The 24,318-nt window shown below is 68.0% G+C and carries 22 protein-coding genes and 1 pseudogene; 4 read left to right on the top strand and 19 right to left on the bottom strand.

The window, feature by feature from the left end; genetic code table 11:
- The first annotated feature begins 18 nt into the window (after positions 1-18).
- Positions 19-1,995 carry a PhoX family protein gene (locus ACSVC7_RS25485; protein ID WP_448207565.1) on the top strand — a complete coding sequence of 659 codons (1,977 nt, stop codon included), beginning with the start codon at positions 19-21 and terminating at the stop codon, positions 1,993-1,995.
- Positions 1,996-2,125: 130 nt separating this feature from the next.
- Here the strand turns inward: ACSVC7_RS25485 and ACSVC7_RS25480 are convergent, their stop codons facing one another.
- The 3 genes from ACSVC7_RS25480 to purD form a co-directional block, all read right to left on the bottom strand.
- Positions 2,126-2,833, bottom strand: a complete 708-nt coding sequence (locus ACSVC7_RS25480; protein ID WP_448207566.1) for a hypothetical protein — start codon at positions 2,831-2,833, stop codon at positions 2,126-2,128.
- 115 nt (positions 2,834-2,948) lie between these two features.
- Positions 2,949-3,245 carry a nucleotidyltransferase family protein gene (locus tag ACSVC7_RS25475; RefSeq protein WP_448207567.1) on the bottom strand — a complete coding sequence of 99 codons (297 nt, stop codon included), beginning with the start codon at positions 3,243-3,245 and terminating at the stop codon, positions 2,949-2,951.
- A gap of 31 nt (positions 3,246-3,276) precedes the next feature.
- A complete protein-coding gene (gene purD / locus ACSVC7_RS25470; protein WP_448207568.1) occupies positions 3,277-4,578 on the bottom strand; it encodes a phosphoribosylamine--glycine ligase in 1,302 nt (433 codons plus the stop codon).
- A 57-nt stretch (positions 4,579-4,635) separates the two neighbouring features.
- Between purD and xseA the strand changes: the two genes are divergently transcribed.
- Positions 4,636-6,318 carry an exodeoxyribonuclease VII large subunit gene (xseA, locus tag ACSVC7_RS25465; protein WP_448207569.1) on the top strand — a complete coding sequence of 561 codons (1,683 nt, stop codon included), beginning with the start codon at positions 4,636-4,638 and terminating at the stop codon, positions 6,316-6,318.
- Positions 6,319-6,330: 12 nt separating this feature from the next.
- Here the strand turns inward: xseA and ACSVC7_RS25460 are convergent, their stop codons facing one another.
- Complete coding sequence (locus ACSVC7_RS25460) at positions 6,331-7,032, bottom strand: aspartate/glutamate racemase family protein (protein WP_448207570.1); 702 nt, start codon at positions 7,030-7,032, stop codon at positions 6,331-6,333.
- Positions 7,033-7,187: 155 nt separating this feature from the next.
- On the opposite strand from ACSVC7_RS25460, the gene ACSVC7_RS25455 reads away from it, so the two are divergent.
- Complete coding sequence (locus ACSVC7_RS25455) at positions 7,188-8,255, top strand: YncE family protein (protein WP_448207571.1); 1,068 nt, start codon at positions 7,188-7,190, stop codon at positions 8,253-8,255.
- Between the two features lie 13 nt (positions 8,256-8,268).
- On the opposite strand, the gene ACSVC7_RS25450 is transcribed toward ACSVC7_RS25455, so the two are convergent.
- From ACSVC7_RS25450 to ACSVC7_RS25390, 13 genes are all read right to left on the bottom strand, one after another.
- On the bottom strand, positions 8,269-8,778 hold the full coding sequence (locus ACSVC7_RS25450) for a plastocyanin/azurin family copper-binding protein (RefSeq protein ID WP_448207572.1): 510 nt from the start codon (positions 8,776-8,778) through the stop codon (positions 8,269-8,271).
- A gap of 1 nt (position 8,779) precedes the next feature.
- Positions 8,780-9,193 carry a DUF5602 domain-containing protein gene (locus tag ACSVC7_RS25445; RefSeq protein WP_448207573.1) on the bottom strand — a complete coding sequence of 138 codons (414 nt, stop codon included), beginning with the start codon at positions 9,191-9,193 and terminating at the stop codon, positions 8,780-8,782.
- A 46-nt stretch (positions 9,194-9,239) separates the two neighbouring features.
- Positions 9,240-9,980: an RNA polymerase sigma factor gene (locus tag ACSVC7_RS25440; protein WP_448207574.1), complete on the bottom strand. Its 741-nt coding sequence runs from the start codon at positions 9,978-9,980 to the stop codon at positions 9,240-9,242.
- 139 nt (positions 9,981-10,119) lie between these two features.
- On the bottom strand, positions 10,120-10,980 hold the full coding sequence (locus ACSVC7_RS25435) for an urea carboxylase-associated family protein (protein ID WP_448207575.1): 861 nt from the start codon (positions 10,978-10,980) through the stop codon (positions 10,120-10,122).
- Positions 10,981-11,053: 73 nt separating this feature from the next.
- Positions 11,054-11,755, bottom strand: a complete 702-nt coding sequence (locus ACSVC7_RS25430) for an SDR family oxidoreductase (RefSeq protein ID WP_448207576.1) — start codon at positions 11,753-11,755, stop codon at positions 11,054-11,056.
- 222 nt (positions 11,756-11,977) lie between these two features.
- Positions 11,978-12,676, bottom strand: coding sequence for a response regulator transcription factor (locus ACSVC7_RS25425; RefSeq protein ID WP_448207577.1), 699 nt, complete (start codon positions 12,674-12,676; stop codon positions 11,978-11,980).
- Positions 12,673-15,435 carry a DUF4118 domain-containing protein gene (locus ACSVC7_RS25420; RefSeq protein WP_448207578.1) on the bottom strand — a complete coding sequence of 921 codons (2,763 nt, stop codon included), beginning with the start codon at positions 15,433-15,435 and terminating at the stop codon, positions 12,673-12,675. Before ACSVC7_RS25420 ends, ACSVC7_RS25425 begins: the two co-directional genes overlap by 4 nt.
- Positions 15,436-15,444: 9 nt before the next feature.
- Complete coding sequence (gene kdpC / locus ACSVC7_RS25415; RefSeq protein ID WP_448207579.1) at positions 15,445-16,020, bottom strand: potassium-transporting ATPase subunit KdpC; 576 nt, start codon at positions 16,018-16,020, stop codon at positions 15,445-15,447.
- 139 nt (positions 16,021-16,159) lie between these two features.
- Positions 16,160-18,301, bottom strand: a complete 2,142-nt coding sequence (gene kdpB / locus ACSVC7_RS25410; protein WP_448207580.1) for a potassium-transporting ATPase subunit KdpB — start codon at positions 18,299-18,301, stop codon at positions 16,160-16,162.
- A gap of 14 nt (positions 18,302-18,315) precedes the next feature.
- Positions 18,316-20,025 carry a potassium-transporting ATPase subunit KdpA gene (gene kdpA / locus ACSVC7_RS25405; protein ID WP_448207581.1) on the bottom strand — a complete coding sequence of 570 codons (1,710 nt, stop codon included), beginning with the start codon at positions 20,023-20,025 and terminating at the stop codon, positions 18,316-18,318.
- A 10-nt stretch (positions 20,026-20,035) separates the two neighbouring features.
- Entirely contained in the window at positions 20,036-20,140 is a 105-nt protein-coding gene (gene kdpF / locus ACSVC7_RS25400) for a K(+)-transporting ATPase subunit F (RefSeq protein WP_448207582.1), read from the bottom strand.
- An 11-nt stretch (positions 20,141-20,151) separates the two neighbouring features.
- Positions 20,152-20,307: a hypothetical protein gene (locus ACSVC7_RS25395; protein ID WP_448207583.1), complete on the bottom strand. Its 156-nt coding sequence runs from the start codon at positions 20,305-20,307 to the stop codon at positions 20,152-20,154.
- Between the two features lie 157 nt (positions 20,308-20,464).
- The gene (locus tag ACSVC7_RS25390; RefSeq protein WP_448207584.1) at positions 20,465-20,662 is read right to left on the bottom strand and encodes a hypothetical protein; all 198 of its coding nucleotides are present in this window, start codon (positions 20,660-20,662) and stop codon (positions 20,465-20,467) included.
- Positions 20,663-21,049: 387 nt separating this feature from the next.
- On the opposite strand from ACSVC7_RS25390, the gene ACSVC7_RS25385 reads away from it, so the two are divergent.
- Complete coding sequence (locus ACSVC7_RS25385; RefSeq protein ID WP_448207585.1) at positions 21,050-22,942, top strand: potassium transporter Kup; 1,893 nt, start codon at positions 21,050-21,052, stop codon at positions 22,940-22,942.
- Between the two features lie 352 nt (positions 22,943-23,294).
- Here the strand turns inward: ACSVC7_RS25385 and ACSVC7_RS25380 are convergent, their stop codons facing one another.
- Together ACSVC7_RS25380 and ACSVC7_RS25375 are read right to left on the bottom strand one after the other, a co-directional pair.
- Entirely contained in the window at positions 23,295-24,035 is a 741-nt protein-coding gene (locus tag ACSVC7_RS25380) for a SapC family protein (protein ID WP_448207586.1), read from the bottom strand.
- Between the two features lie 2 nt (positions 24,036-24,037).
- A pseudogene (locus ACSVC7_RS25375) lies at positions 24,038-24,318 on the bottom strand (TolC family protein); the annotation flags it as partial.

The following is a 24,318-nucleotide window of genomic DNA, read 5'->3' as shown; positions in this document are numbered from 1 at the left end:
TGTGCGGATCGCAGGTCCATGATGCTCAAGACGATGCTGGCCGGCACGACGGCCATTCTGTGCGGCGCGACCCTTTGGGCCGGTGCGGCGCTGGCCGCCGACGCGGTGGCCGCCAACGCAGGCGCGCTGAAGGTCAAGGCCGTCGAGTTCACCCCGACCCCGGCGCCCGCCACCGAGATGGAGATGACCGCGCCCATCACCTCCTCCAAGGCGGTGGTCACGCTGGCCGACGGCACGAAGAAGGAATTCCCGCTGAGCTACGTCGCCCTGCACCGCTCCGGCGACTTCGTCGGCGGCTGGTACTCGGGCCTGATCGTGGACAAGGCCGGCGCGCCGATCATGCAGACGGCCAAGGACGCCAAGGGCCAGCAGGCGCGCGGCCCCTTCAAGGCGGCCGGCCCGGACGGCACCTCGCTGCTGATGATCCCCAACGCCAAGGTGGACGGGGTGAAGGGGCACACGCTGTTCCTGGTCAACCATCTGGAATACGACACCGAGGGCGAGAACATCGACCCGAGCCAGCCGCCGGTGGACCTGTACGGCCAGCTTCCCATGGCCATGAACCTCACCGTTCTGGACCAGGATCCGGAGACCGGCAAGCTGACCCCGGTGAAGATCGCCAACGTTGATTTCTCCGAGACGGAAGGCCTGTGGATCCCCTGCAACGGCTCCACCACGCCCTGGATGACCCACCTCGGCAGCGAGGAGTATGAGCCGGACGCCCGCGCCTTCGAGAAGAAGCCGCTGGAGGCCATGAACCTCTACCGCGGCACGGTCGGCAAGACCGCCGCGGAGGGTGGCGCCAACCCCTACATGTACGGCCACCTCGTGGAGGTTTCCGTGCAGCCGGACGGCGCCACCAGGGCGGTGAAGCACTTCTCCATGGGCCGTCTGGCCTTCGAGCTGGGCGACGTCATGGGCGACCGCAAGACCGTCTACATGGGCGACGACGGCGACGATGTGATCCGCGCCATGTATGTGGCGGACAAGGAAGGCGACCTGTCGGCCGGCACGCTCTACGCCGCCAAGTGGGTGCAGGAGGACGGCGCCGCCTTCGGCAAGGCGAAGCTTCAGTGGATCAAGCTGGGCCACGCCACCGACGCCGAGGTCAAGGCGATCATCGACACGGGCGTCGGCTTCTCCGACATCTGGGAGGTCGCCCCGGCCGACGCCGTGAAGGCCGAACCGGCGAAGTTCGCCGGCTTCAAGCCGGTCTTCGCCTACCCCGGCACGGGCTCCAAGCCGGCGCTGGAATATTTCAGGCTGAAGCCCGGCATGGAGAAGGCCGCCGCCTTCCTGGAGACGCGCCGCTACGCCGCTTGGCTCGGCGCGACAACCGAGTTCACCAAGATGGAAGGCCAGGCGCACAACAACGCCGACAAGAAGCTTTACACCGTCATCAGCTATGTCCGCGACGGCATGATCGACGGCAAGGGCGGCCCGCGCCCGCAGGACGACATCCGGCTGACCGGCGACGCCCAGGACCTCACCTGCGGCGCCATCTATGAAAGCGACCTGAAGAGCGGCCAGAAGGACACCGCCGGCGAGCCGATCGCCAGCGACTGGGTCGCCGCCGGCATGCGCGCCCTGGTCTATGGCGCCAAACAGCCGGCGGACGCCAAAACCGGCAAGCTCGACAAGTGCGACACGGAGAAGGTCGCCAACCCGGACAACGTCCGCTACTCCGAAGCCATGCGCACCCTGTTCATCGGCGAGGACTCCGGCAACCACCTCAACAACTTCATCTGGGCCTACAATGTGGACAGCAAGGCGCTGACCCGCATCTTCAGCGCGCCGATCGGGGCGGAGAACACCGGCCTCAGCGTCTTCGACGACTACAACGGCCACGCCTACATCACCGCCAACATCCAGCATCCGGGTGCGGCGGAAGACCTCGCCAAGTATCCCGACAGCATCAAGGCCGAGATGCGCCGCAAGGTCGACGAGCGCGGCTGGGTCGGCTATTTCCAGGGCCTGCCGGCCGTCACGCGCTGAGACCGCTTACACGTTAGAAAAAGGCCCGGCGGCTGCGACCGCCGGGCCTTTTTTACTTTGGAGAAATAGAGATTAGAACGGTGGATATCGGCCATAGACAACAAGAGAAAATGTTAACGCTCAAAGACAATTACGAATACTCACAAACACGGCAGTCGAGAGGCGGTTGATTACCCGGGTTTCCAAGCCCCCACAAAAATCTATCAAACAGTCTAATTAGGTAAGGGCATCGCCGCGTACAGGGATGGCCGAGACAAAGCTCTTCCAAGATGGGCCTGTACTTCATAAACATTGAATATATTAAGCCCTGATATTCCCTATAATAATCAGCAGCATTATTAACTTTGTTTTTAGAATCAACCCGCACCGGCGCGGGCAAGTAATATTTTGATCCTACAGCCGCGTCGTCCAACCACTGCAGAACGCAAATAGCCCGCTCAACGAAAGAGTCATAAATAACTATTTCGTTAGGGAAGCGACACCAAAGAAGCTTAGAAACCGCCGACGTCCATGTTCTTGGCTTTACATCATAAAGAGCATGATATATTTCCAAATACGCTTTTTGCACAGCGTCATCGCGATCCAATCCAACATCCCACGTTACTTTCGGCACGACGCGCAAAACTGCCCGCGACACATTATCCAGATCTTCTCCACTAACTCCCTGGAAAAGTCCATAATCTTTCATCCACTTTTTTACAACGCTTACTGAGGCATCAGAAGGACCACTCGCAAACAGAGCACGTCCATTCATAAGCTCAATCATGCCAGCATCATTAGGAACGCAAAAGTGACGCAAATGCTCTGGAAAATCCTTTATAATCCTGCCGCTTAGCATGGCGCGAATCCTCCGATAACAAAAAAACGGAAATCACGACATTACAGGATCCAAGAGGCGAAGAATAACGCGGCAAATCGTCCATTGTCCTTCCATAAAGAAAACTAACTTCTGCTCACAAAGGAAGCGCCGTTTCCAGAATGCCGGCGCGCAGGAAGGGCGACAGTCCGCCCTCCGTCACCACGTCCACGGACGCCCCTGTTCGCTCCTCAAGCGTCTGCTTCAATTCGATGAGGTCGAACAGGTCGCGGCCGGGTTCCAACTCGACCAGCAGATCGAGATCGCTGTCCGATCGGGCCTTGCCCGTCGCACGGGAGCCGAAGACGCGCAGGTTCCGGGCGCCGAACCGGGCGGCCAGCGCCTTGATCTCCTCGGCTGTCGTTCCGGCCGGCAACGCGAGCGTCTTCGCCATCTCTCCAATATAGCGCCGGAACGGGGCGCCGTCAGCGCCCCACCGCCCGCCAGCCGATGTCGCGGCGGCAGAAGCCCTCCGGCCAGTCGAGCGCGTCCACCGCCGTGTAGGCGCGCTTCTGCGCCTCGGCCACGGTTGGGGCCAGCGCCGTCACGCCCAGCACGCGGCCGCCGGTTGAGAGAACCTTTGTTTTTCCGGGGCCATCCTCCGCCCGCTTGGTGCCGGCGTGGAAGACGGTCACGCCCTCCACCGCGTTGGCGGCGTCGAAGCCCTTGATCTCCGTGTTCTTGACATAGTCGCCGGGGTAGCCCTTGGCAGCCATGACGACGCACAGAGCGGTCTCGTCGTGCCAGCGCAGGTCGATGCTCTTCAGCACGCCGTCGGCGGCGGCAACCAGGGCCGCCAGCGCGTCGGATTTCAGGCGCATCATCAGCGTCTGGCATTCCGGGTCGCCGAAGCGGACGTTGAACTCCAGCGTCTTCGGGACCGGCTGGCCGTCCGGACCCTTCACGATCATCAGGCCGGCGAACAGCACGCCCTTGAAGGGACGGCCCTCGGCGGCCATGCCCTTGACGGTCGGCTCGATGATTTCGCGCATCACGCGGGCCTGGAGGTCCGGCGTCAGCGCCGGCGCCGGGGAGTAGGCGCCCATGCCGCCGGTGTTCGGGCCGGTGTCGCCGTCGCCCACCGCTTTGTGGTCCTGGGCCGAGACCAGCGGCAGAGCCGATTCGCCGTCGCAGAGGGCAAAGAAGCTGACCTCTTCGCCGTCCAGGAACTCCTCGACCACCACCTCCGCGCCGGCGGCGCCGAAGCGGCCTTCGACCAGCGCCTCGTCGATGGCGGCGAAGGCCTCCTCCTGGGTGCGGGCGACGGTCACGCCCTTGCCGGCGGCGAGGCCATCGGCCTTCACCACGATGGGGGCACCGTTCTTGCGGACGAAGTCCTTGGCGGCCTCCACATCCTTGAAGCGGCCATAGGCGGCGGTCGGCACGCCGTACTTGGCCAGGACATCCTTCATGAAGCCCTTGGAGCCCTCAAGCTCCGCCGCCGCCGCGCTGGGGCCGAAGGCCTTGATGCCGATGGCGGTCAGCTTGTCCACAAGGCCGAGCACCAGCGGCCCTTCCGGACCGACCACGACGAAGTCGATGGCGTTGTCACTGGCAAAGCGGACCAGAGCGTCCACATCCTCGGCACCGATGGCGACGCATTCGGCCACGTCGGCGATGCCGGCGTTGCCGGGGGCGCAGTACAGCTTGTCGCAGAGAGGCGAGTTCTGAATGGCCCAGCACAGCGCATGCTCGCGCCCACCCGATCCGACCACCAGGACTTTCATGGCACCCCATCCTTCCAAGCTTGTTGCCGACACCGCGCCTTGTATCATGGCCCCACCATGACTCAAGACTTTGATGCCTCGCCGCTGATCGCGGCCCCCTTGATTGCGGCCGAACCCCGCCCCGGTTCCAACCTGCCGGAATATTCGGTCGGCGACCTCGCCCGGCGCCTGAAGCGCACCATCGAGGAAGAGTTTGGATTCGTCCGGGTGCGCGGCGAGATCTCCCAGCCGAAGAAGCACAGCTCCGGCCACTGCTACCTGCGCCTGAAGGACGACACGGCGGTGATCGAGGCCGTCTGCTGGCGCGGCACCGTGGCGAAGCTGGCCGTCAAGCCGGAGGAAGGGTTGGAGGTCATCGTCACCGGGCGCATGACCACCTACCCCGGCCGCTCGCAATACCAGCTCGTCATCGAGTCGATGGAGCTGGCCGGCGAAGGCGCCCTGCTGAAGATGCTGGAGGAGCGCAAGCGGCGCCTCGCGGCGGAAGGGCTGTTCGACCCGGACCGCAAGAAGCCCATCCCCTTCCTGCCGGACGTGATCGGGGTCATCACCTCCCCCACCGGGGCGGTCATCCGGGACATTCTGCACCGGCTGAACGACCGTTTCCCGCGCCGCGTTCTGCTGTGGCCGGTCGCCGTGCAAGGCGAGCGCGCGGCGGCCGAAGTGACGGCGGCCATCGAGGGCTTCAACCGCATCGCACCCGGCGGGCCGGTGCCGCGCCCCGACCTGCTGATCGTGGCGCGCGGCGGGGGCTCGCTGGAAGACCTGATGGCCTTCAACGAGGAAAGCGTGGTCCGTGCCGCGGCGGCCAGCCGCATCCCGCTGATCTCGGCGGTGGGGCACGAGACCGACACCACGCTGATCGACTACGCCTCCGACCGGCGGGCGCCGACCCCGACGGCGGCGGCGGAGATGGCCGTGCCGGTGCGGGCGGAGCTGCTGGCCGGCGTGCTGGACGCCCAGCGCCGCCTGCTGGGCTGCGCCAACCGCATCCTGTCGGAACACCGGACGCGGGTCGAGGGTCTGGGGCGCGGCCTCGGCGACCCGCGCGCCCTGCTGGAGGGCCACGCCCAGCGGCTGGATGACCGGGCGGAGCGCCTTGTGCTCGCCGCCGGCAGCCTGCTGGAGCGCCGCCGCACCCGCGTGGGCGAGTTGGGCGCCAAGCTCCGCCACCCGCGCGAAAAGCTGATGCAGGCCAGCCAGCGCCTCGCCTCCGAAGGGCGGGCGCTGGACGGGGCGCTGCGGCACGCGGTCATGGCGGCGCGCGGCCAGTATGAGCGGGTGGGATCGCGCCTCTCGCTCGGCCCGATCAAGGTCAAGGCCGGCGACGGCAGCCGGCGGCTGGAAGACCTGAAGCCCCGGCTGGAGCGCAGCTACGGCAAGGCCGTGGAGGAGCGGACGGCGAAGCTGGCCGCCGTCGGACAGCTTCTGGAGAGCTATTCCTACAAGGGCGTGCTGGCGCGCGGCTTCGCCCTGGTGGAGGCCGTGGGAGACGATGGCGGCGGCAAGCCCCTGACCAGCGCCGCCCAGGCCACGCCGGGCCTGTCCGTGTCGCTGGTCTTCGCCGACGGCAAGGCCGCCGCAACGGTGGACGGCGCGCCGAAAGCCGAAGCGGCCCCGGTCGTCGTGGCACCGGTCGTCGCGGCACCGGAACCGCCCATGCCAAAACCAAAGGCCGAGAAGCCCAAGCCGGAACCGAGGAAACCCCACCGCGCGCCGGTTCAGGGAAGCCTGTTTTGAGGGTTCGCGAGTTTATCCCCCAACCGCCAGATCGACGGCCGCTTCGGCGTGGATGGTCGTGGTGTCGTAGAGCGGCACCGCGCTGTCCTCCGGGCGCACCAGCAGCATGATCTCGGTGCAGCCCAGGATGACGGCCTGCGCGCCGCGCTCCACCAGCCGGGCGATGATCCGCCGGTAGGCCTGCCGCGATTCCGCCTCGACACGCCCCTGCACCAGCTCGTCATAGATGATCCGGTGGACGGTGGCGCGGTCCTCGTCGTCGGGCACCAGCACCTCCAGCCCGTGCTTGTCGGCAAGCCGCCCCTTGTAGAAGTCCTGCTCCATGGTGAAGGCCGTGCCGAGAAGGCCGACACGCCGCAGCCCGGCGGCCTGGATGCGCTCGGCGGTGGGATCGGCGATGTGCAGCAGCGGCAGGCCGATGGCCGCCTGCACCTCCGCGGCCATGCGGTGCATGGTGTTGGTGCAGATCACCACGAAGTCGGCCCCGCCCCGCTCCAGCCGTTGCGCGGCGTCGATCATCAGCGCCGTCGCGTCATCCCAACGGCCGGCGTGCTGGAGCGCCTCGACCTCCGCGAAGTCGAAGGACCACATCAGGCAGCGCGCCGACCGCAAGCCGCCGAGGCGGTCCCGCACCCGCTCGTTGATGATCCGGTAATACTCGGCCGAGCTTTCCCAGCTCATGCCCCCGATCAGGCCGATGACCTTCTGCGACACGCCCGCTCCTCCCGCGCTGTTCAGCCGTTCGAGATTGGACGGACACCGCCCGAATTTCCATTCGAAACGGACGCCACCGCGGGTGTAGGGTTTTCCGCAACGGCGCACGGTCTGGTCATCGACTGGCTCCGCGGTCCCGCTTTGGACGAAAAGCGATGGTGATCCGTATTGGCACGCCGTTCGTGCTGGCAGCGGCGCTCACGGCGGCAATCGTCCTCGTCGGCAGGGACCCGCCCGCGACTTTCGCGGCGGGCACGGCCCCCCTGACGCTGGAGCGGACGATTCCCCTGGGCAACGTATCCGGTCGGATCGACCATTTCGCCATCGACCTCGCCCGGCAGCGCCTCCTTATCGCCGAACTCGGCAACAACACGGTGGGGGTGCTCGATCTCGCCCAAGGCAGGGTCATCCGGCGCCTCACCGGGCTGAAGGAGCCGCAGGGCGTTGCCCATGTCCCAGGTACCCATATCCCAGGCACCCATATCCCAGGCACGGATGCGATCATCGTCGCGAACGGGGGCGACGGAACCGTCCGCCGGTTCAAGGCGACGGATTTTGCCGAACTCGACACGGTGAAGCTCGGCGAGGATGCCGACAACATCCGCGTCGATGCATCCGCCGCCCAGGTGATCGTCGGGTACGGAAACGGCGCCCTGGCGGCGCTGGACGCCGTTTCGGGCCGCAAGCTCGGGGAAATCCGCCTCGCCGCCCACCCGGAGTCCTTCCAGCTGGAGACGAACGGCCCCCGCATCTTCGTGAATGCGCCCGACGCGCGGCAGATCGCGGTCGTGGACCGCGAATCCGGACAGCAGATCGCCACCTGGACGTTGAGCGGAGCCGGGGGCAACTTTCCCATGGCGCTCGACGAGTCAGCCGGGCGGCTGGCGGTCGTCTACCGCAAGCCCTCCACCCTCGCGGTCTTCGAGACCGAGCACGGCGGTGTCGTCGCGCGCCTGCCGACCTGCGAGGACGCCGACGACGTCTTCTTCGACCGAAAGCGGCAGCGTCTCTACATCAGCTGCGGCGACGGCACGCTCGCCGTCATTCAGAAGCAGGACGACGGCCAGAATCACGCAGACAGCTACCGCGAGCTTGGACGGATTCCGACGGTTCCCGGCGCCCGGACATCGCTGTGGGTTCCCGAACTGGACCGCCTCTTCCTCGGCGTGCGGGCGAACGGCCGGGAGCCGGCCGCCGTGTGGGTGTATCGACCGGCGCCATAGCGGCCTGCCGGGCTCATTCCGGAAGACGGACGGCCCCGCGCCGGACGATCTCCTCCGGCGCGGGAAGGAGCGCGCGGGCAGCGTCCGGCAGGCCGTCCGGGGGGCGAGCCCCCTCCGCCCGGCCGACGACGATGCGCCCGATCATCCCGGCCTCCTCGTGCGGGATGCAGAAATAGTCGAAGACCCCCACCGTGGTGAGCCGCAGTTCGAAGCTCTGGTCGGGCAGAAGGTAGTCGGAATTCCAGGGCGCCGCCCCGTCCGGGATGCGCCGGGGATGCCCGCCGTTGGCCGGGTGGTAGGCCGTGCTGGTGTGCGCGTTGCCGGGGTCGGTGTTGATCCAGCGCAGGGTCTGGCCCGGCTCGACCAGCACGCCGATGGGGTCGAACCACACCCGGGAGCCGTCGGCGTTGCCCCGCATGCGAATCTCCACCACCGGCCCCGCTATGACCCGGCCGGGAAGGCCGAGCAGCGCCAGACCGGCGGCCCAGCCGCCGGCCCGGAGCACTGTGCGCCGCGCGATCATGCTATTTCGCAACCCGCGCCTCGTCCGCCTTGCCGACATGCCAGAGGACGACGTGGTAGTGGGGCTTCTCCACGCCGGGGTGGCCGGCGTTGTAGTACATGTCCACATGGTCGACGGCGCCGCCGGCGGCCTTCAGCCCGTCGAACTTCTTCTGTGCCTGGATGTCGTCGAGCGGGATCATGTAGACGGTGCTGACCAGCCGTCCGTCATGGTCATAGGCCAGGAACGGGCCGGCGGGCAGGGTCTTGGGATCGACGTACAGCGTGCCGAGACCGGGCAGGAAGTCCGGAAGCTTCACCAGCTCGCTCACCTTCTTGTAGGAGCCGCCGGGCGGCGCCTTTTCCACGGACTGGGCGTGGGCGGTCGTCACCGCGAGCGCCATGGCGCCCGCGATCAAGGCGGTGCGGATCAGCATTGCAGTTCTCCCTCATGTGATGGTCCGACGGATCGGACCGCTGCGATCAGGGCTCCGGATTTGGTTCCGGCAGGCCCAGCCGGTCGAGCACCCGCGCGACGATCCGGGCGCAGCGCGCACCGGCGAACGGGAAGGCGCCGATCAGGTCGGGCGACAGCTGCCGGCGCAGGTTCCGGCCGAGCAGGCGGCGCGCCCGGTGCAGGCGCGTCTTGACCGTCTCCGCCGGGATGCCGAGGACGGACGCGGTCTCCTCGACGCTCATCTGCTCGATGTCGCGCAGGACGAACACCACGCGGAACGGCCCCGGCAATCGGTCGACGGCGCGCTCCAGCAGGCGTCTCACTTCGGCGCGCGCGGCGTCCTCTTCCGGCGTCGCCGGTGGCTGCCGGGCGCCGGGGAAAGGGCCAGGAAAAGGAATAATCTGGGCGTCGTGCGCCTCGGCGGGAGGCTGGCCGTCGTCGAAGTCCGTCATGAGCCTCCTTGGCCGGAGCCGCCGCAGCGCTTCGTTCAGGACGATGCGGCCGAGCCAGGCGCCGAGGTTGGACGCATCCCGGATCCGGTCGATGTTCGTGAAGACCAGGACATAGGCGTCCTGCACCGCGTCCTCGGCCTCGGCCGGATCACGCAGGACACCGCGCGCCATACGGTAGAGGCGGCGGTTGTGCCGCTGCATCAGGATGCGGAAGGCCGCGGGGTCCCGCTGCTGGAGCCGCCCGACGAGGTCGGCGTCCGTCACATCCGCACTATTCGCACTCGGCGTCGTCTGGTCCCGTGTCGCCCGGTTCATGCCGCGCTCCCCATCCCGCAGGCCGTCCCGCAGGCTTCAAGTCTCGCAGGGATTGATGCGGAACGGGGCGGCGCGGTTCCCGCGCAGGAGAGGTGCCCCCTTCGTGCCGGAAACCCGATGGGTTCGGGGGCGACGGCGCTCAGCAGCCGTGATTGCCGCTGTAACCGTTGCGCGCGGGGGACGCCCAGCCGCGCGGCGGGGCTTCAGGCTGGTAGACTTCGACCAGGAGCGGATGGCAGGCCGCCATGTCGCTTGAATGCTCCGCGCTGCAGTCCCCGCCCGGACAGGCGGACAGTGCCCCGAGGAGGTCGATCTCGGCGAAGAATTCGAGGAAGTCGCCGGGCCGAACGGGGCTCGCCTTCATGAAATACTGCCCGGTGTCGCGGGTGAAGCCCGTGCACATGAAGACGTTCAGCACGTCGTGCACCGCGGGCTCAACCGCCTCGCAGGGCCGGCCCAGCCGGTCGGCGAGCGCGCGCGTCAGGTTCGAGTGACAGCAGTGATGATAATCGCCGCCGCTGAGCAGCCGGTGCGTGTAGGGATCGCACCGCGTCCCGATGACGTCGTGCACCGAACCACCCCACTCGTCGAAGCCGTACCAGTCGAGCGTGTCCTCGGTGATCGTCGCCATCGGCCTCAGATATGGCAGCGACGACCAGAGCCGGTCCCCGGTCGACAGGTGCGTGCCATGCAGGGCGCGCGTCTTGCCCGAGAAGAAGCGTTCGTTGAGATCGGCCGCCGACCAGAGATTGAGATCCCCGACCTGCGGTCCCTCGACGCTGACGATCCGGAAAAAGCAGCCCGCCGGAACGTCGAAGCATCGCGCCTCGCGCGGCGGGACGACCACTTCGGACAGCTTCCGCCAGCCCGCCCGCGCCGCGTGATAAGAGGAGAGGTCGGGCGGAGCCAGGCTGTCCACCGGATAACAGATCACGGGCCGGACGCCCCGGCGCTCCCGCGCATCGCTCGGCTCCGCATGCTCAGGCTGATCCAGTTTCATGACGCCCTCCCCGGTTTCGGAGACGCAGCTTGGCATGCACACGAAGGATTCGGAAGCGCCGGCAGCGCGATCCTCACACCGACCGCATGAGGCCGCCGTCCACCCGGATGTTCTGGCCGGTGATGTAGCCGGCCCCGTCCGACGCGAGGAAGGCGACGGTCGCCGCGATCTCCGCGCTGTGACCGTAGCGCCCCATCGGCACGCTCTGACGGCGCTCCTCGGTTTCGGGCAGGCTGTCGATCCAGCCGGGCAGCACGTTGTTCATCCGAACGTTGTCGACCGCATACTGGTCCGCGAAAAGCTTCGTGAAAGCAGCGAGGCCGGCGCGGGCGACAGCCGACGTTGGAAACATCGCGCTCGGCTCGAAGGCCCAGGCCGTCGAGATGTTGATGATGGCGCCGGACTTTTGCTTCACCATGATCGGGGCTACCAGCCGGGTCGCACGGACCACGTTGAGGAAGTAGACGTCGATCCCCCGGTGCCAGTCCTCGTCCGTGAGATCCAGCAGCGGCGCGCGCGGACCGTGGCCGGCGCTGTTGACTAGCACGTCGATCCGGCCCCACGCGTTCATCGTCTGGTCGACTAAGCGTTTCAGGTCGTCGTTGGACTGGTTCGACCCGGTCACCCCGATGCCGCCCAGTTCCTTGGCCAGGGCCTCGCCCTTGCCGGAGGACGAAAGAACCGCGACCTTGAAGCCGTCAGCCGCCAGCCGACGCGCCGTCTCCGCACCCATGCCGCTGCCGCCTGCGGTGATGATGGCAACCTTCTCGCCCATGACACCTCCCCTTCTTTGTCGGTCGGCCCTTCTTCGTCGGCCGGAGCGGCCAAGCGCTCCCCACTCCTCAGAGCCTATGGCATGGATGGGGTGCCGCACCACCCCTTGAAAGGCCGCCTCCGCCGGCCCAGAACGCAAGCCGCCCGCCTCAAAGGAGACGGGCTGCTTGCCCTGGTCACGCTCGACCGGCGGTCTGGTCGGAGTTCGGTCGACGGTTCGGCGTCACTCCGGCGCGCGCAGGCGGTAGCCGACGCCGGTTTCCGTCAGGATATGCCGGGGGCGCTCCGGATCCGGTTCGATCTTCTGGCGCAGTTGGCGGATGTAAATGCGCAGGTACTGGATGTCCGTCTCGCCCCCCCACACCTCCTTCAGGATGAAGCGGTGCGTCAATACCTTGCCGGCATGGGCGACGAGCAGCCGCAGCAGGTCGTACTCCCGCGGCGACAGCTTCACCTCGGCATCGCGCACGGTCACGATCCGGCGCACCAGATCGACGCTGAGGTCGCCGCTGCGGAACACGGGCCGTTCGCCCTGCCGTTGCAGCTTGTGCCGCAGGGCAGCACGGATGCGCGCCAGCAGCTCGTCCATGCCGAAGGGCTTGGTCACATAGTCGTCCGCGCCGAGGTCGAGGGCCTCCACCTTGCCCGCCTCGTCCACCCGGCTCGACAGGACGATGATCGGCGTGGTCACGCCGTCGGCCCGCAGGCGGCGGATGACCTCCACGCCGTCGATCCCCGGCAGCCCGAGGTCGAGAACCACCACGTCAGGCGTGTGGCGCCGGACCTCGTCGATGGCCTGGGCGCCGTCCTCGGCTTCCGTGACGTCATAACCCTGCGCCGACAGGCTCGTGCGCAGGAAGCGCCGGATCGGCGGTTCGTCGTCGACGACGAGCACCCGCAGCGGCATGGCTTCGGACCTCATTCGGCGGCTTCCTCCTCGATCCGGGGCAATCCGGCCGCGGCCGGCAACAGCAGCGTGAACACGGCGCCCGTGCGGTCGGCCCGGTTGCCGGCGGCGATGGCCCCCCCCATCGCCTCGACGAAGCCGCGGCAGATGGCGAGGCCGAGCCCCGTCCCCGCCCGCTGGCGATCCTGGGAGTGGACACGGTAGAACTTGTCGAAGATGCGCTCGACATCCGCCGGCGGAATGCCGTCCCCCTCGTCGAGCACCTCGATGCGCACCTGTCCGCCCTCCGCCGCGGCCCGCAGCTGGATGTGCGACCCCATGGGGGCGTATTTGGCCGCGTTGTCGAGCAGGTTGAAGAGCACCTGCTCGAACAGCACGGCGTCGACCTCCAGCATCGGCAGGTCGGCGGCGAGTTCGACGTCCACCGTGTGGCCGGCCAGGATTTTGCCCGCCCGCTCCAGCGCGCTGCCGACGATCTCCGCCAGGTCGACCGCGCCGGTGTTGGGCCGGATCGCCCCGGATTCCAGGCGGGTCATGTCCAGCAGGTTCGCGATGAAGCGGTTCAGCCGTTCGGCTTCTTCCTGGATCGTGCTCGTCAACTCGTGGCGCGACGCCTCGTCGAGGATCGGGCCGTAGCTGTTCAGGCTGGTGGCCGCTCCCAGGATGGAGGCGAGCGGCGTGCGCAGGTCGTGCGAGATGGAGGTGAGCAGCGCCGAGCGCAGCCGTTCCGTCTCGGCGGCGAGCCGCGCGCGGTCCACGTCGTCCGCCAGGTTCACCCGCTCGATGGCAAGCGCCGCCTGGTCGAGCAGCGCGTCCAGCAGGCGGCGCTGGTCGGGCGTCAACAGGGCGCCGGGCCGGCCCCGGTCGGCGTTGGCGTCGACGCTGGCATCGATGCTGGTGTCGATGCCGACGACGCCGACGGCGCCCCGGCCGGTCCGCATCGGCAGGAACAGCCACTTGGCGCCGGGAAGCGTATCGGCGCCGCGGCCGGCCGGGCGGTTGCTCTCCCAGGCCCATTTGGCCGCCGCGAGGTCGGCCTCCTCCAGCACGTCCTCCGGCGGGTAGCCGGCGCGCACCTCGACCGTGTCCCTGGCCGTGTCCCCGGCCGGAAGCAGCATGACCACGCGCACCTTCAGCATCGCCGCGATCTGGTGGGCGGTCGCCCACAGCAGGTCGTCCATCGTCACCACCCCGGCCAGCTTGCGGCTGAACAGGTACAGATCCTCCGTGGTCTTGGCGCGCTGTCGCGCCGCGACGGCCTGGGCGCGCATGCGCGCCGTCAGGTTGCTGGCGATCATCGCGACCACGGCGAAGAAGAACAGCGCGACGATGTTCTGCGGATCGGCGATCGTGAAGGTGTAGAGCGGCGGCAGGAAGAAGTAGTTGAAGGCCAGGATGCTGACGACACAGGCGTAGAGCGACGGCCCCAGCCCGCCGGTGACGGCGCTGGCCAGCACCGCCATCAGGAACACCAGTGTCACGTTGCCGACCGCCAGCACCCGCTGCAGCACCTCTCCGACGCCGAGCGCCACGGCGACATAGCCGGTGCTGCCGGCGTAGGTGCGCCAATCGAAGGATGGGCGCCGCGCCGGGGCGGTCTCCACCGTCTTCGGCGGGATCGGTTCGCCGGAATCGCCGGCGATCACATGGACGCTGATGTCGCCGGCCCGCCGGATCAGGGCGGCGGCGACCGAGCCGTGCAGCAGTTCCGACCAGCGCGAGCGTCCGGACTTGGCGATGACGATGTGCGTGACGTTGTTGGACCGGGCGTGGTCCACGACGGTGTCCGCGACGTCGCTGCCCGGAACCGTCACCGCCTCGCCGCCGAGCTTCTCCACGAGGCGCAGCGCGTCGGCGATGCGGTCGCGCTTCACCTCGTCCAGACGAAGGTCGCCGGGCGTTTCGACGTGGATGGCGGTCCACGGCGCGCGCAGCCGCTCAGCCTGCCGCCGGGCGTAGCGCACGACGGCGGCACAGTTCGGATGCTCGTCGACGCACACCAGCAGGCGGTCGCCCGCCGCCCAGGGGCCGGAGATCGCGTGGGCCTGCATGTGGGTCAGCAACTGCTCGTCCACGCGCTGGGCCGTCCGCCGCAAGGCCAGCTCGCGGAGCGCGGTGAGATTGCCGGGGGAGAAATAGTGGCGGATCGCGCGTTCCGCCGTCCGGGGGACGTAGACCTTGCCCTCCTTCAGGCGCTGGATGAGGTCGTCCGGCGTGAGGTCGACGATCTCGATGTCGTCGGCGCGGTCCACGATCGAATCCGGCACCGTCTCGCGGACACGGACGCGGGTGATCTTGGCCACGACGTCGTTGAGGCTTTCGACATGCTGGATGTTCAGCGTCGTGTAGACGTCGATGCCGGCGGCGAGGATTTCCTCGACGTCGAGGTAGCGTTTCGGGTGGCGGCTGCCGGGGGCGTTGCTGTGCGCCAACTCGTCGACCAGCACGATCCTCGGGCGCCGGGCGAGGATCGCGTCGAGGTCCATCTCGTCGATGAGGTGGCCCTTGTAGGCGATGCTGCGGCGCGGGATGAGTTCCAGCCCGGCGACCAGCGCCTCCGTCTCCGCCCGGCCGTGGGTCTCGACGACGCCGACCACCACGTCGATGCCGTCGCGGCGCTTCGCCTGCGCGGTCAGCAGCATCTCGTAGGTCTTGCCGACCCCGGGCGCCGCGCCGAGAAAAATCTTCAGGCGGCCACGCTCCTCCCGCGCCGCCTGACGCAGCAGCGCCTCGGGCGAGGGACGGTTGTCGCGTTCGGGGCGGTCGACGCTCATGCGTCCTTCCTACCGGCTTGCCGAGGCCTCGTCGAGGGCGAGGTTCAGCGCCAGCACGTCCACGACGGGTTCCCCCAAAAATCCCAGGCGGCGCGGCTGCGTGTGGGCCGCGACCAGTTGGCGGACCCGCTCCTCCGACAGGCCGCGCGCCCTGGCAATGCGAGGCACCTGGAAGTCCGCGGCGGCCGGCGAAAGATGCGGGTCGAGGCCGCTGGCCGACGTGGTGACGAGGTCCACCGGCACCGGCGTACCCGGATTCTCCCGCCTGAGCCGTTCGACGTCGCCCCGCACGCGCTCGACCAGCGCCTTCGCGGTCGGGCCGGCGTTGGAACCGCCCGAGTTCGCCGCGTCGTAGGGGGCCGGCGCGGTCGCCGACGGGCGCGGCTGGAGGTAGCGCTCGCCGGTGAAGGGCTGCCCGATCAGTTCGGAGCCGATCACCGTCCCGTTCCGTTCGATCAGGCTGCCGTTGGCCTGATGCGGGAAGAGGCTTTGCGCGATCCCGGTGATCGCCAGCGGGTAGGCGAGCCCGGTGATGACCGTCAGGGCGGCGGTCATGACGAGGGCGGGGCGCAGTTCCTTGAGCATGGTTCGGGGCTCCTCAGACGCGGTCCGAAACATTCGGACCGCTCCGTTCACACGCCACGCAGGCTTCGGCCCTCGCGGGCCGCGGCCGCCGTCGCGGCCGACACCGTGTCCGAAAAGTCAGACCTTTTCGAACACGGTATCAGACGAGGCCGACGGCGTTGACGATCACGTCGATCAGCTTGATCCCCGCGAAGGGGACGACGATGCCGCCCAACCCATAGATCAGCAGGTTACGGCGCAGAAGGCGGGCGGCGCCGACCGGGCGGTACGCCACCCCCTTCAGGGCCAGCGGGATCAGCGCGACGATGATCAGCGCGTTGAAGATGATGGCCGACAGGATGGCGCTTTCCGGGCTCGCCAGCCCCATGACGTTCAGCGCCTGGAGCTGCGGGTAGAAGGCGAGGAACATCGCCGGGATGATGGCGAAGTATTTCGCCACGTCGTTGGCGATGGAGAAGGTGGTGAGCGCGCCGCGCGTCATCAGCAGCTGCTTGCCGATCTCCACGATCTCGATCAGCTTGGTCGGGTCGCTGTCGAGGTCGACCATGTTGCCGGCCTCGCGCGCGGCCATGGTGCCGGTGTTCATCGCCACGCCGACGTCGGCCTGCGCCAGCGCGGGCGCGTCGTTGGTGCCGTCGCCGCACATGGCGACCAGCTTGCCCTTGGCCTGCTCGTCGCGGATCAGCCGCAGCTTCGTCTCCGGCGTCGCCTGGGCCAGGAAGTCATCGACGCCGGCCTCGGCGGCGATGGCGGCGGCGGTCATCGGGTTGTCGCCGGTGATCATCACCGTCCGGATGCCCATCTGGCGCAGCGCCGCGAAGCGCTCCCGGATGCCGCCCTTGACGATGTCCTTCAGGTGGATGATGCCGAGCAGGCGCCCGTCCCTGGCGACGCCCAGCGGCGTGCCGCCGGCCTTCGAGACGCGCTCCGCGATGGCCAGCACCTCGCGCTCCGCCGCCTCGACCAGAGTGTTCGGGCGGATGGCCGCGACCGTGCCGCCACGCCTCGCACCGGATGCCACGCCGGTGGCCGCCCGGACATGGGCGAGCACGGCGTCCACGGCGCCCTTGCGGACGGACATGCCGTCGCTGTCGATGCCGCTGATGCGCGTCTGCGCGGAGAAGGGGATGAAGTGGGCGTGCAGGCTCGCCATGTCGCGGCCCCGGATGCCGTACTTTTCCTTGGCGAGCACGACGATGGAGCGGCCCTCCGGCGTCTCGTCGGCCAGGGAGGCGAGTTGGGCGGCGTCGGCCAGGTCGCGCTCGGCCACGCCGGGGACGGGCAGGAATTCCGCCGCCTGCCGGTTGCCCAGCGTGATGGTGCCGGTCTTGTCGAGCAGCAGCGTGTCCACGTCGCCCGCCGCCTCCACCGCGCGGCCGGACATCGCCAGCACGTTGAAGCGCACCAGCCGGTCCATGCCGGCGATGCCGATCGCCGACAGCAGCGCGCCGATGGTGGTCGGGATCAGCGTGACGAACAGCGCCACCAGGACCAGCACGCCGACCGAGCCGCCGGCGTAGGCCGCGAAGCTGGGGATCGTCGCCACGGCGATGACGAAGATGATCGTCATGCCGGCCAGCAGGATGTTCAGCGCGATCTCGTTCGGCGTCTTCTGGCGCTGCGCGCCTTCGACCAGCGCGATCATGCGGTCCAGGAAGGTCGAGCCGGGCGCCGCCGTGATGCGCACCGTGATCCGGTCGGAGATCACCTGCGTGCCGCCGGTCACCGCCGAGCGGTCGCCGCCGGATTCGCGGATGACCGGGGCGGACTCGCCGGTGATCGCCGCCTCGTTGACCGAAGCCACCCCCTCGATCACCTCGCCGTCGGAGGGGATGAGGTCGCCGGCCTCGACCAGCACCACGTCGCCCGGCTTCAGGGCGGTGGCGGGGACGCTCCGCCAGCCGTCCGTCCCGTCCTTGGCCATGAGCTTGGCGTTGGTCTCGGTCTTGGTCTTGCGCAGGCTGGCCGCCTGGGCCTTGCCGCGCCCCTCCGCCACCGCCTCGGCGAAGTTGGCGAACAGCAAGGTGAACCACAGCCACAGCACGATCTGCGCCGCGAAGCCGATGTGGCCGGCGCCCGTCGCGAGATCGCGCAGGAGCAGCAGCGTGACCAGGGCCGCCACCACCTCGACGCAGAACATCACCGGGTTGCGGGCCATCCGCCGCGGGTCGAGCTTGCGGAACGAATCCCCGACCGCCGGCCCGAGGATCGCCGGGTCCAGCATCGTCGCGGCCGGCGTCCGCCCGCGGGTTTTGATACCTGTGTCCTTGGGGGTGCTCATGGGAACGTCCCCGCTCAATAGAGGGTGCCGGCGTTCATCGCCAGATGCTCGACCACCGGGCCGAGGGCCAGCGCCGGGAAGAAGGTCAGGCCGCCGACGATCAGGATGACGCCGACCAGCAGGCCGACGAACAGCGTGTCGTGGGTCGGGAAGGTGCCGGCGGAGGCGGCGGCGCGCTTCTTCGCGGCCAGCGAGCCGGCGATCGCCAGCATCGGGATGATCACGAAGAAGCGGCCGACCAGCATGTCCACGCCGAGCGTCAGGTTGTACCAGGGCGTGTTGCCGGAAAGCCCGGCGAAGGCGCTGCCGTTGTTCGCAGCACCCGAGACATAGGCGTAGAGCGCTTCCGAGAAGCCGTGCGGCCCGGCGTTGGCCATGGCGGCTGTGCCGGTGCCGGTGACCACGGCGATGGCGGTCCAGCCCAGCATCATCAGCGGCAGGCAGAGGATGGCGAGCATGGTCATCTTGACCTCCTTCGCCTCCAGCTTCTTGCCCAGATACTCCGGCGTGCGGCCGACCATCAGGCCGGCGACGAACAGGGCGACGATGGCGAACAGCAGCATGCCGTAAAGCCCGGCGCCCACGCCGCCCACGATGATCTCGCCCAGCATCATGTTGATCAGCGGGACCATCCCGCCCAGCGGCATCAAGCTGTCGTGCATGGCGTTGACCGCGCCGCAGGAGGCGTCGGTGGTCACCGTGGCGAACAGCGCGCTGAGCGCCACGCCGAAGCGCCCCTCCTTGCCCTCCATGTTGCCGGCCGACGTGTCGACGCCCAGCGCGGCGATGGCCGGGTTGCTCTGCGCCTCCGCCCAATAGGCGACGGTCACGCCCAGGAAGAACAGCACGCCCATGGCGGCCAGGATGGCCCAGCCCTGGCGCTCGTCCCCGACCATGCGGCCGAACAGGTTGGTCAGTCCGGCCCCCAGCGCGAAGATGGAGACCATCTGCACGAGGTTGGTCAGGGCGTTCGGATTCTCGAAGGGGTGGGCGGAGTTGGCGTTGAAGAAGCCGCCGCCGTTGGTGCCCAGCATCTTGATCGCCTCCTGCGAGGCGACGGGGCCGAGCGCGATGGTCTGCCGGGCGCCTTCCAGCGTGGCGGCGTCGGCATACGCCCCCAGCGTCTGCGGCACGCCCTGCCACACCAGGAACAGCGCGTAGACGACGCAGGCCGGCAGCAGCACGTACAGCGTGCAGCGCGTCAGGTCGACCCAGAAGTTGCCGACGGTGCGGGAGCCCGCGCGGGCGAAGCCGCGCACCAGCGCCACCGCAAGCGCGATGCCCGTGGCCGCCGACACGAAATTGTGGAAGGCGAGCCCGGCCATCTGCACGAAATAGCCCATCGTGGCCTCGCCGCCGTAGTTCTGCCAGTTCGTGTTGGTGGTGAAGCTGGCGGCGGTGTTGAAGGCCAGGTCGGCGGGGACGGCACCCGTCCCCTGCGGGTTGAAGGGCAGCATCCCCTGAACCCGCTGCATCGCGTAAAGCAGCAGCATGCCGGCGAGGTTGAAGAGCAGCATGGCGACGGCGTAGGTCACCCAATGCTGTTCCACCGCCTCGTCGACGCCGGCCAGCCGGTAGAGCCCGCGCTCGACGGGGCGCAGCGCTGGCGTGATGAGGGTGCGCTCCCCGTTGAAGACGCGCGTCATGAAGCCGCCGAGCGGCCGCGTGACGGCCACCACCAGGGCGGCGAAGACGAGGATCTGGATCCAGCCGACGACGGTCATGGGTTCCTCCTCAGAACCGTTCCGGGTGGATCAGCGCGTAGACGAGATACGCGAGCAGGCCGGCGGCGACGAGGCCGCCCAGGGCATCATCAAACATCATGGGGTCGATGGTCATGGGCCTGCTCCTCACAGCCGGTCGCAGGCGTGCACATAGGCGACCGCGCCGGCGAAAAAGGCCGCGATGATCGCCAGAACGACGATGTCAAGCATGGTGGGCCTCCTGAGCGCGCCCGCCGCCACCGCCTCAGGTTGGGCGGCGTGGAGGCGAACGCGCGATAACATGGATCAAGTGCGGGACGGCTGGAGAAACCTGCTTAGCGCCTCCAGCACGGCCAGGATGCGCCCGACGCCCGTATAGATTCGAGGAGGGCCGATGGGATGTCGGCGTATAGGGTCCATATACGCGGCAAGCCCCGGGGGATCGGACGGCATCGGCGCCTCACACGCCCAGGAGGTTCAGCAGAAGGTTCAGGGAAAGGGCGAGCGCCAGGGCTCCGGCAATGGTCAGCCCCATGTCCCGGAGCACCTCGTGGGGCGTGGGAAACCGTTCTTCCGCGTCCGGCACAAAGCCTTCGCGCGCCGGCGACGGCGCCACGGCGTGTTCGCCGGCGACGATCCGGTCCGATGTCCGCTGCATGTGATCCTCCCGCCTCAACCACCCGGCAGAGCCTCGATCAGGCTGGTGGCCAGCCACCTTTGCCGGGCACCTTATGAAAAAGGCGGGCGGCCGTATAAAAACGATGGGGGACGGCGGGGTCTGGATATATACGCGACGGATATAGCGAAGAAATATAAAACGCGTATATGCACGCGATGATCGAAATATATGATCCATATATGCGCTGGAAATATTTGCGCGCAGGGCGTCGAGCGACGATTCTTTTGACCTTGTATTCTGCAGACGAGGATCATATGGAATAGTTCGAAGCGCCGGGTCGCACAGTGGCGTCCGCACAGGGGCGCCCGCACAGTGGCGCCCGATGCGCGTTGACCGAACGACGACCCTCTTCGAACAGGCAAGGCCATGATGGAAGCGAGCGTTTCCACCCCGTCCCACGACGCCGCGAAGCTGCGGGCGTTGACGGTCGGTGCGCTGGGCGTCGTGTATGGCGACATCGGCACCAGCCCGCTCTACACGCTGCGCGAATGCTTCACCCAGGGCGGCTTCGCGACCGACCCGGACAGCGTGCTGGGCATCCTGTCGCTGATTTTCTGGGCGCTGATCGTCGTGGTGACGGTGAAATACGTCGTCTTCATCATGCGCGCCGACAACCAGGGTGAGGGCGGCATCCTGGCGCTGACCGCGCTGGCCCTGCGCGGCATGCGGCCGGGCCATCGCAAGACCACGGCGGTCATGGCCGCCGGCATCGTCGGGGCGGCGCTGTTCTACGGCGACGCCGTGATCACCCCGGCCATCTCGGTGCTGAGCGCCGTCGAAGGGCTGACCATCGCCACCCCGTTGTTCGAGCGCTTCGTCCTGCCCATCACGCTGACCATCCTGGTGCTGCTGTTCGTCGTGCAACGCTACGGCACGGCGCGCGTCGGCGCGCTGTTCGGGCCGGTCATGGTGCTGTGGTTTGCCGCGCTGGCGGTGCTCGGGGGCGTTGAAATCGCCCAGGAGCCAGGGGTGTTGGAGGCGCTGCTGCCGACGCACGCGATCCGCATGCTGACCGAGCACGGCTGGCGCGGCTTCGTGCTGCTGGGGGCGGTGGTGCTGGCGGTGACCGGCGGCGAGGCGCTGTACGCCGACATGGGCCATTTCGGCCGCCTGCCGATCCGGCTGGCCTGGTTCGGGCTGGTGCTGCCGGCCCTGCTGCTCTGCTACTTCGGCCAGGGAGCGCTGCTGCTGCACGACCCGCAGGCCATCGAGAACCCCTTCTTCCATCTGGCGCCCGACTGGGCACTCTTCCCGTTGGTCGGGCTGGCCACGGCGGCGACCGTCATCGCCAGCCAAGCGGTCATCTCCGGCGCCTTTTCCATGACCCGGCAGGCGATGCACCTGCGCTATCTGCCGCGCATGGAGGTGCGGCACACTTCGGCGCGCGAGATCGGGCAGATTTACCTGCCGGCGATGAACGGCTTCCTGCTGGTCGGCGTGGTGCTGCTGGTGATCACGTTCCAGTCCTCCACCAACCTCGCCGCCGCCTATGGGATCGCGGTGACCGGCACGATGGTGGCGACCACCGTGCTCGCCTACAAGGTGGCCCGCCGGCTCGGCCATTGGCCGTTGATCCCGGCGTTGCTGGCGCTGGTCGGCTTCCTCACCGTCGATCTGGCGTTCTTCGGGGCGAACCTGCTGAAGGTGGTGGAGGGCGGCTGGTTCCCGCTGGCGGTGGCGGCGGGCGTCTTCCTGCTGATGGTCACATGGCGGCGCGGCCGCGCGATGCTGCGCCGACGCCTTGCCGAAGGCGGTCTGCCGATGGACCTGTTCCTGGAGCGGGTCAAGGCGGGCTCCGTCGCGCGGGTGCCGGGCACGGCGGTGTTCCTGACCAGCAACGCGCGTGGGTTGCCGCCGTCGCTTCTGCACAACCTGAAGCACAATAAGGTGCTGCACGAGCGGGTCGTGTTGATGACCGTGGAAACCGAGGACGTTCCCTACGTCCCGGAGGTGAACCGGTTCAAGGTCACGCCGTACACAGCGGGGTTCTTCCGGGTGATCGCGCATTATGGCTTTATGGACGAGCCAAACATTCCGACAGCGCTGCGCGACCGGCGGATTCCGGGGCTGCCCTTCGACCCGATGGACACCACCTACTTCGTCAGCCGCGAGACACTCATCGCCTCACCCCAGCCGGACCTGCCGCGCTGGCAGGAATTGATCTTCATCGCGCTGTCGAAGATGTCGGGCAGCGCCTCGGAGTATTTCTGCATCCCCCCGGGGCGGGTGGTGGAATTGGGTATGCAAATCGAAATTTGAATACATTTATCGTCGCCTCTCCCGGCGAACAAAAATGGACTGACTGGATGCTTATCCGGCACCCTCTTTCGATAAAATTGCTTCAATAATGGCTTTTCAAGCAGTTTCCATTATCACAATGAAGGCGAGTGGCCGGTTCTGGCGACCGGCGGCCCTGCGGCTCCACCGCAGCCCGGATTTGAGACACCCGACTGTGTTTGTTTAGGCGGCCAAGGGTAATTCGGCGGCGGCTGGGCCATCAACCCGAAGTTGGTCAGCCCACACCTGGGCTGAGGGACGATGGCCGTGCCCGGCAACCAGCCAAGGCATCATTGGCCACCTTGCGCGCTGCGGAGAACGGGTGACTGTTCCGCTATTGCGCGGAACCGCTGCCGTTCTCCCCGCCCGCTGCGCGCTCATTCCTGAGCTGGCCAAGGCGCTCGACCTGCCCCAGCGAGGTGAGGTGGCGGTAGATCAGGTCCAGGTAGCCCTTCGTGCGCAGTTCGAGGAAGCGCTGGTCGGACAGGCTGTTCAGCCGCTCCTCGTTGACGGCGTAGACGCCCGTTATGGTGCGGACGCCGCCATCGTCGTGCAGTTGCAGGTTCAACGGCGCGAACATGTTGAGCTGCTTGAGATGCGCGCAGAACTCCCCGGTCAGCGACTCCATCTGGTGAAGCTCGCCGAGGTAGCGCTTGACGTGCTCCAGCGGTTCGGCCGGCTGCCCGTCCTCGGTGAACAGCGCCTGCCCCTCGCTGTCGCTGAGCAGGCCGCTTTCCTCGTCGACGCAGATGGTGAACACCAACGCGTCGTCGGTGTTGGCGAGGGTGAAGGGATAACGGCGGACGATCGCCGGGATGTAGGGCGCCCGCCACGCGCCGGCCGCGTCGACGAACAGGTTTCGGCCGGGCTCCAGCCCCAGCAGCACAACCGGGCGGAACTCGTCCAGGTCCTTGTTCTCGACGAACACGATGGCGTAGGTCGCCGCCGCCGGCCGGAACTCGTGAGCCATGATGGATGCAACGTGCGACTGGCCCGCGAAAGCGAAGCTGTCCAACGGGACGATCTTCTTGTCGCGGTGGCGTTCGGCCGTCACCGGTACGACGGTCTTGAACATCTTCAAAGCTCCTTGTTTGCCAGCGATGGGGATTGCCGGGCGCCGCCTTCCGAGACCGGCGCCGGGGCGGCGGGGGTCAGCAGGTCCTGCAGGCGGGCGGTGCTGCCGGCGCGCTGCTCCCAGCCCTGCAGCCCGTCGGCCACGGCCTGGCGCAGCGTCGCCAGATCCTGCGCCGGCACGGCGTCGGGCAGCGGGTCGACGCCGGCCGACACCATGACGCGCGCGTAGGCGTTCTGCAGGTCGGCGAACACCAGATCGCGCCGCAGGTCCGACACCAGCGCCG

It is taken from the genome of Azospirillum mesophilum (assembly GCF_053470405.2).
Note: the sequence above shows the minus strand (reverse complement) of the source record. Positions and strands in the feature narration are given on the sequence as shown.

Bases quoted from the DNA above. Each gene is read 5' to 3' on its own strand.
- ACSVC7_RS25485 (WP_448207565.1), top strand. From the start codon at position 19: ATGATGCTCAAGACGATGCTGGCCGGCACGACGGCCATTCTGTGCGGC.
- ACSVC7_RS25480 (WP_448207566.1), bottom strand. From the start codon at position 2,833: ATGCTAAGCGGCAGGATTATAAAGGATTTTCCAGAGCATTTGCGTCAC.
- ACSVC7_RS25475 (WP_448207567.1), bottom strand. From the start codon at position 3,245: ATGGCGAAGACGCTCGCGTTGCCGGCCGGAACGACAGCCGAGGAGATC.
- purD (WP_448207568.1), bottom strand. From the start codon at position 4,578: ATGAAAGTCCTGGTGGTCGGATCGGGTGGGCGCGAGCATGCGCTGTGC.
- xseA (WP_448207569.1), top strand. From the start codon at position 4,636: ATGACTCAAGACTTTGATGCCTCGCCGCTGATCGCGGCCCCCTTGATT.
- ACSVC7_RS25455 (WP_448207571.1), top strand. From the start codon at position 7,188: ATGGTGATCCGTATTGGCACGCCGTTCGTGCTGGCAGCGGCGCTCACG.
- ACSVC7_RS25450 (WP_448207572.1), bottom strand. From the start codon at position 8,778: ATGATCGCGCGGCGCACAGTGCTCCGGGCCGGCGGCTGGGCCGCCGGT.
- ACSVC7_RS25445 (WP_448207573.1), bottom strand. From the start codon at position 9,193: ATGCTGATCCGCACCGCCTTGATCGCGGGCGCCATGGCGCTCGCGGTG.
- ACSVC7_RS25440 (WP_448207574.1), bottom strand. From the start codon at position 9,980: ATGAACCGGGCGACACGGGACCAGACGACGCCGAGTGCGAATAGTGCG.
- ACSVC7_RS25435 (WP_448207575.1), bottom strand. From the start codon at position 10,980: ATGAAACTGGATCAGCCTGAGCATGCGGAGCCGAGCGATGCGCGGGAG.
- ACSVC7_RS25430 (WP_448207576.1), bottom strand. From the start codon at position 11,755: ATGGGCGAGAAGGTTGCCATCATCACCGCAGGCGGCAGCGGCATGGGT.
- ACSVC7_RS25425 (WP_448207577.1), bottom strand. From the start codon at position 12,676: ATGAGGTCCGAAGCCATGCCGCTGCGGGTGCTCGTCGTCGACGACGAA.
- ACSVC7_RS25420 (WP_448207578.1), bottom strand. From the start codon at position 15,435: ATGAGCGTCGACCGCCCCGAACGCGACAACCGTCCCTCGCCCGAGGCG.
- kdpC (WP_448207579.1), bottom strand. From the start codon at position 16,020: ATGCTCAAGGAACTGCGCCCCGCCCTCGTCATGACCGCCGCCCTGACG.
- kdpB (WP_448207580.1), bottom strand. From the start codon at position 18,301: ATGAGCACCCCCAAGGACACAGGTATCAAAACCCGCGGGCGGACGCCG.
- kdpA (WP_448207581.1), bottom strand. From the start codon at position 20,025: ATGACCGTCGTCGGCTGGATCCAGATCCTCGTCTTCGCCGCCCTGGTG.
- kdpF (WP_448207582.1), bottom strand. From the start codon at position 20,140: ATGACCATCGACCCCATGATGTTTGATGATGCCCTGGGCGGCCTCGTC.
- ACSVC7_RS25395 (WP_448207583.1), bottom strand. From the start codon at position 20,307: ATGTTATCGCGCGTTCGCCTCCACGCCGCCCAACCTGAGGCGGTGGCG.
- ACSVC7_RS25390 (WP_448207584.1), bottom strand. From the start codon at position 20,662: ATGCAGCGGACATCGGACCGGATCGTCGCCGGCGAACACGCCGTGGCG.
- ACSVC7_RS25385 (WP_448207585.1), top strand. From the start codon at position 21,050: ATGATGGAAGCGAGCGTTTCCACCCCGTCCCACGACGCCGCGAAGCTG.
- ACSVC7_RS25380 (WP_448207586.1), bottom strand. From the start codon at position 24,035: ATGTTCAAGACCGTCGTACCGGTGACGGCCGAACGCCACCGCGACAAG.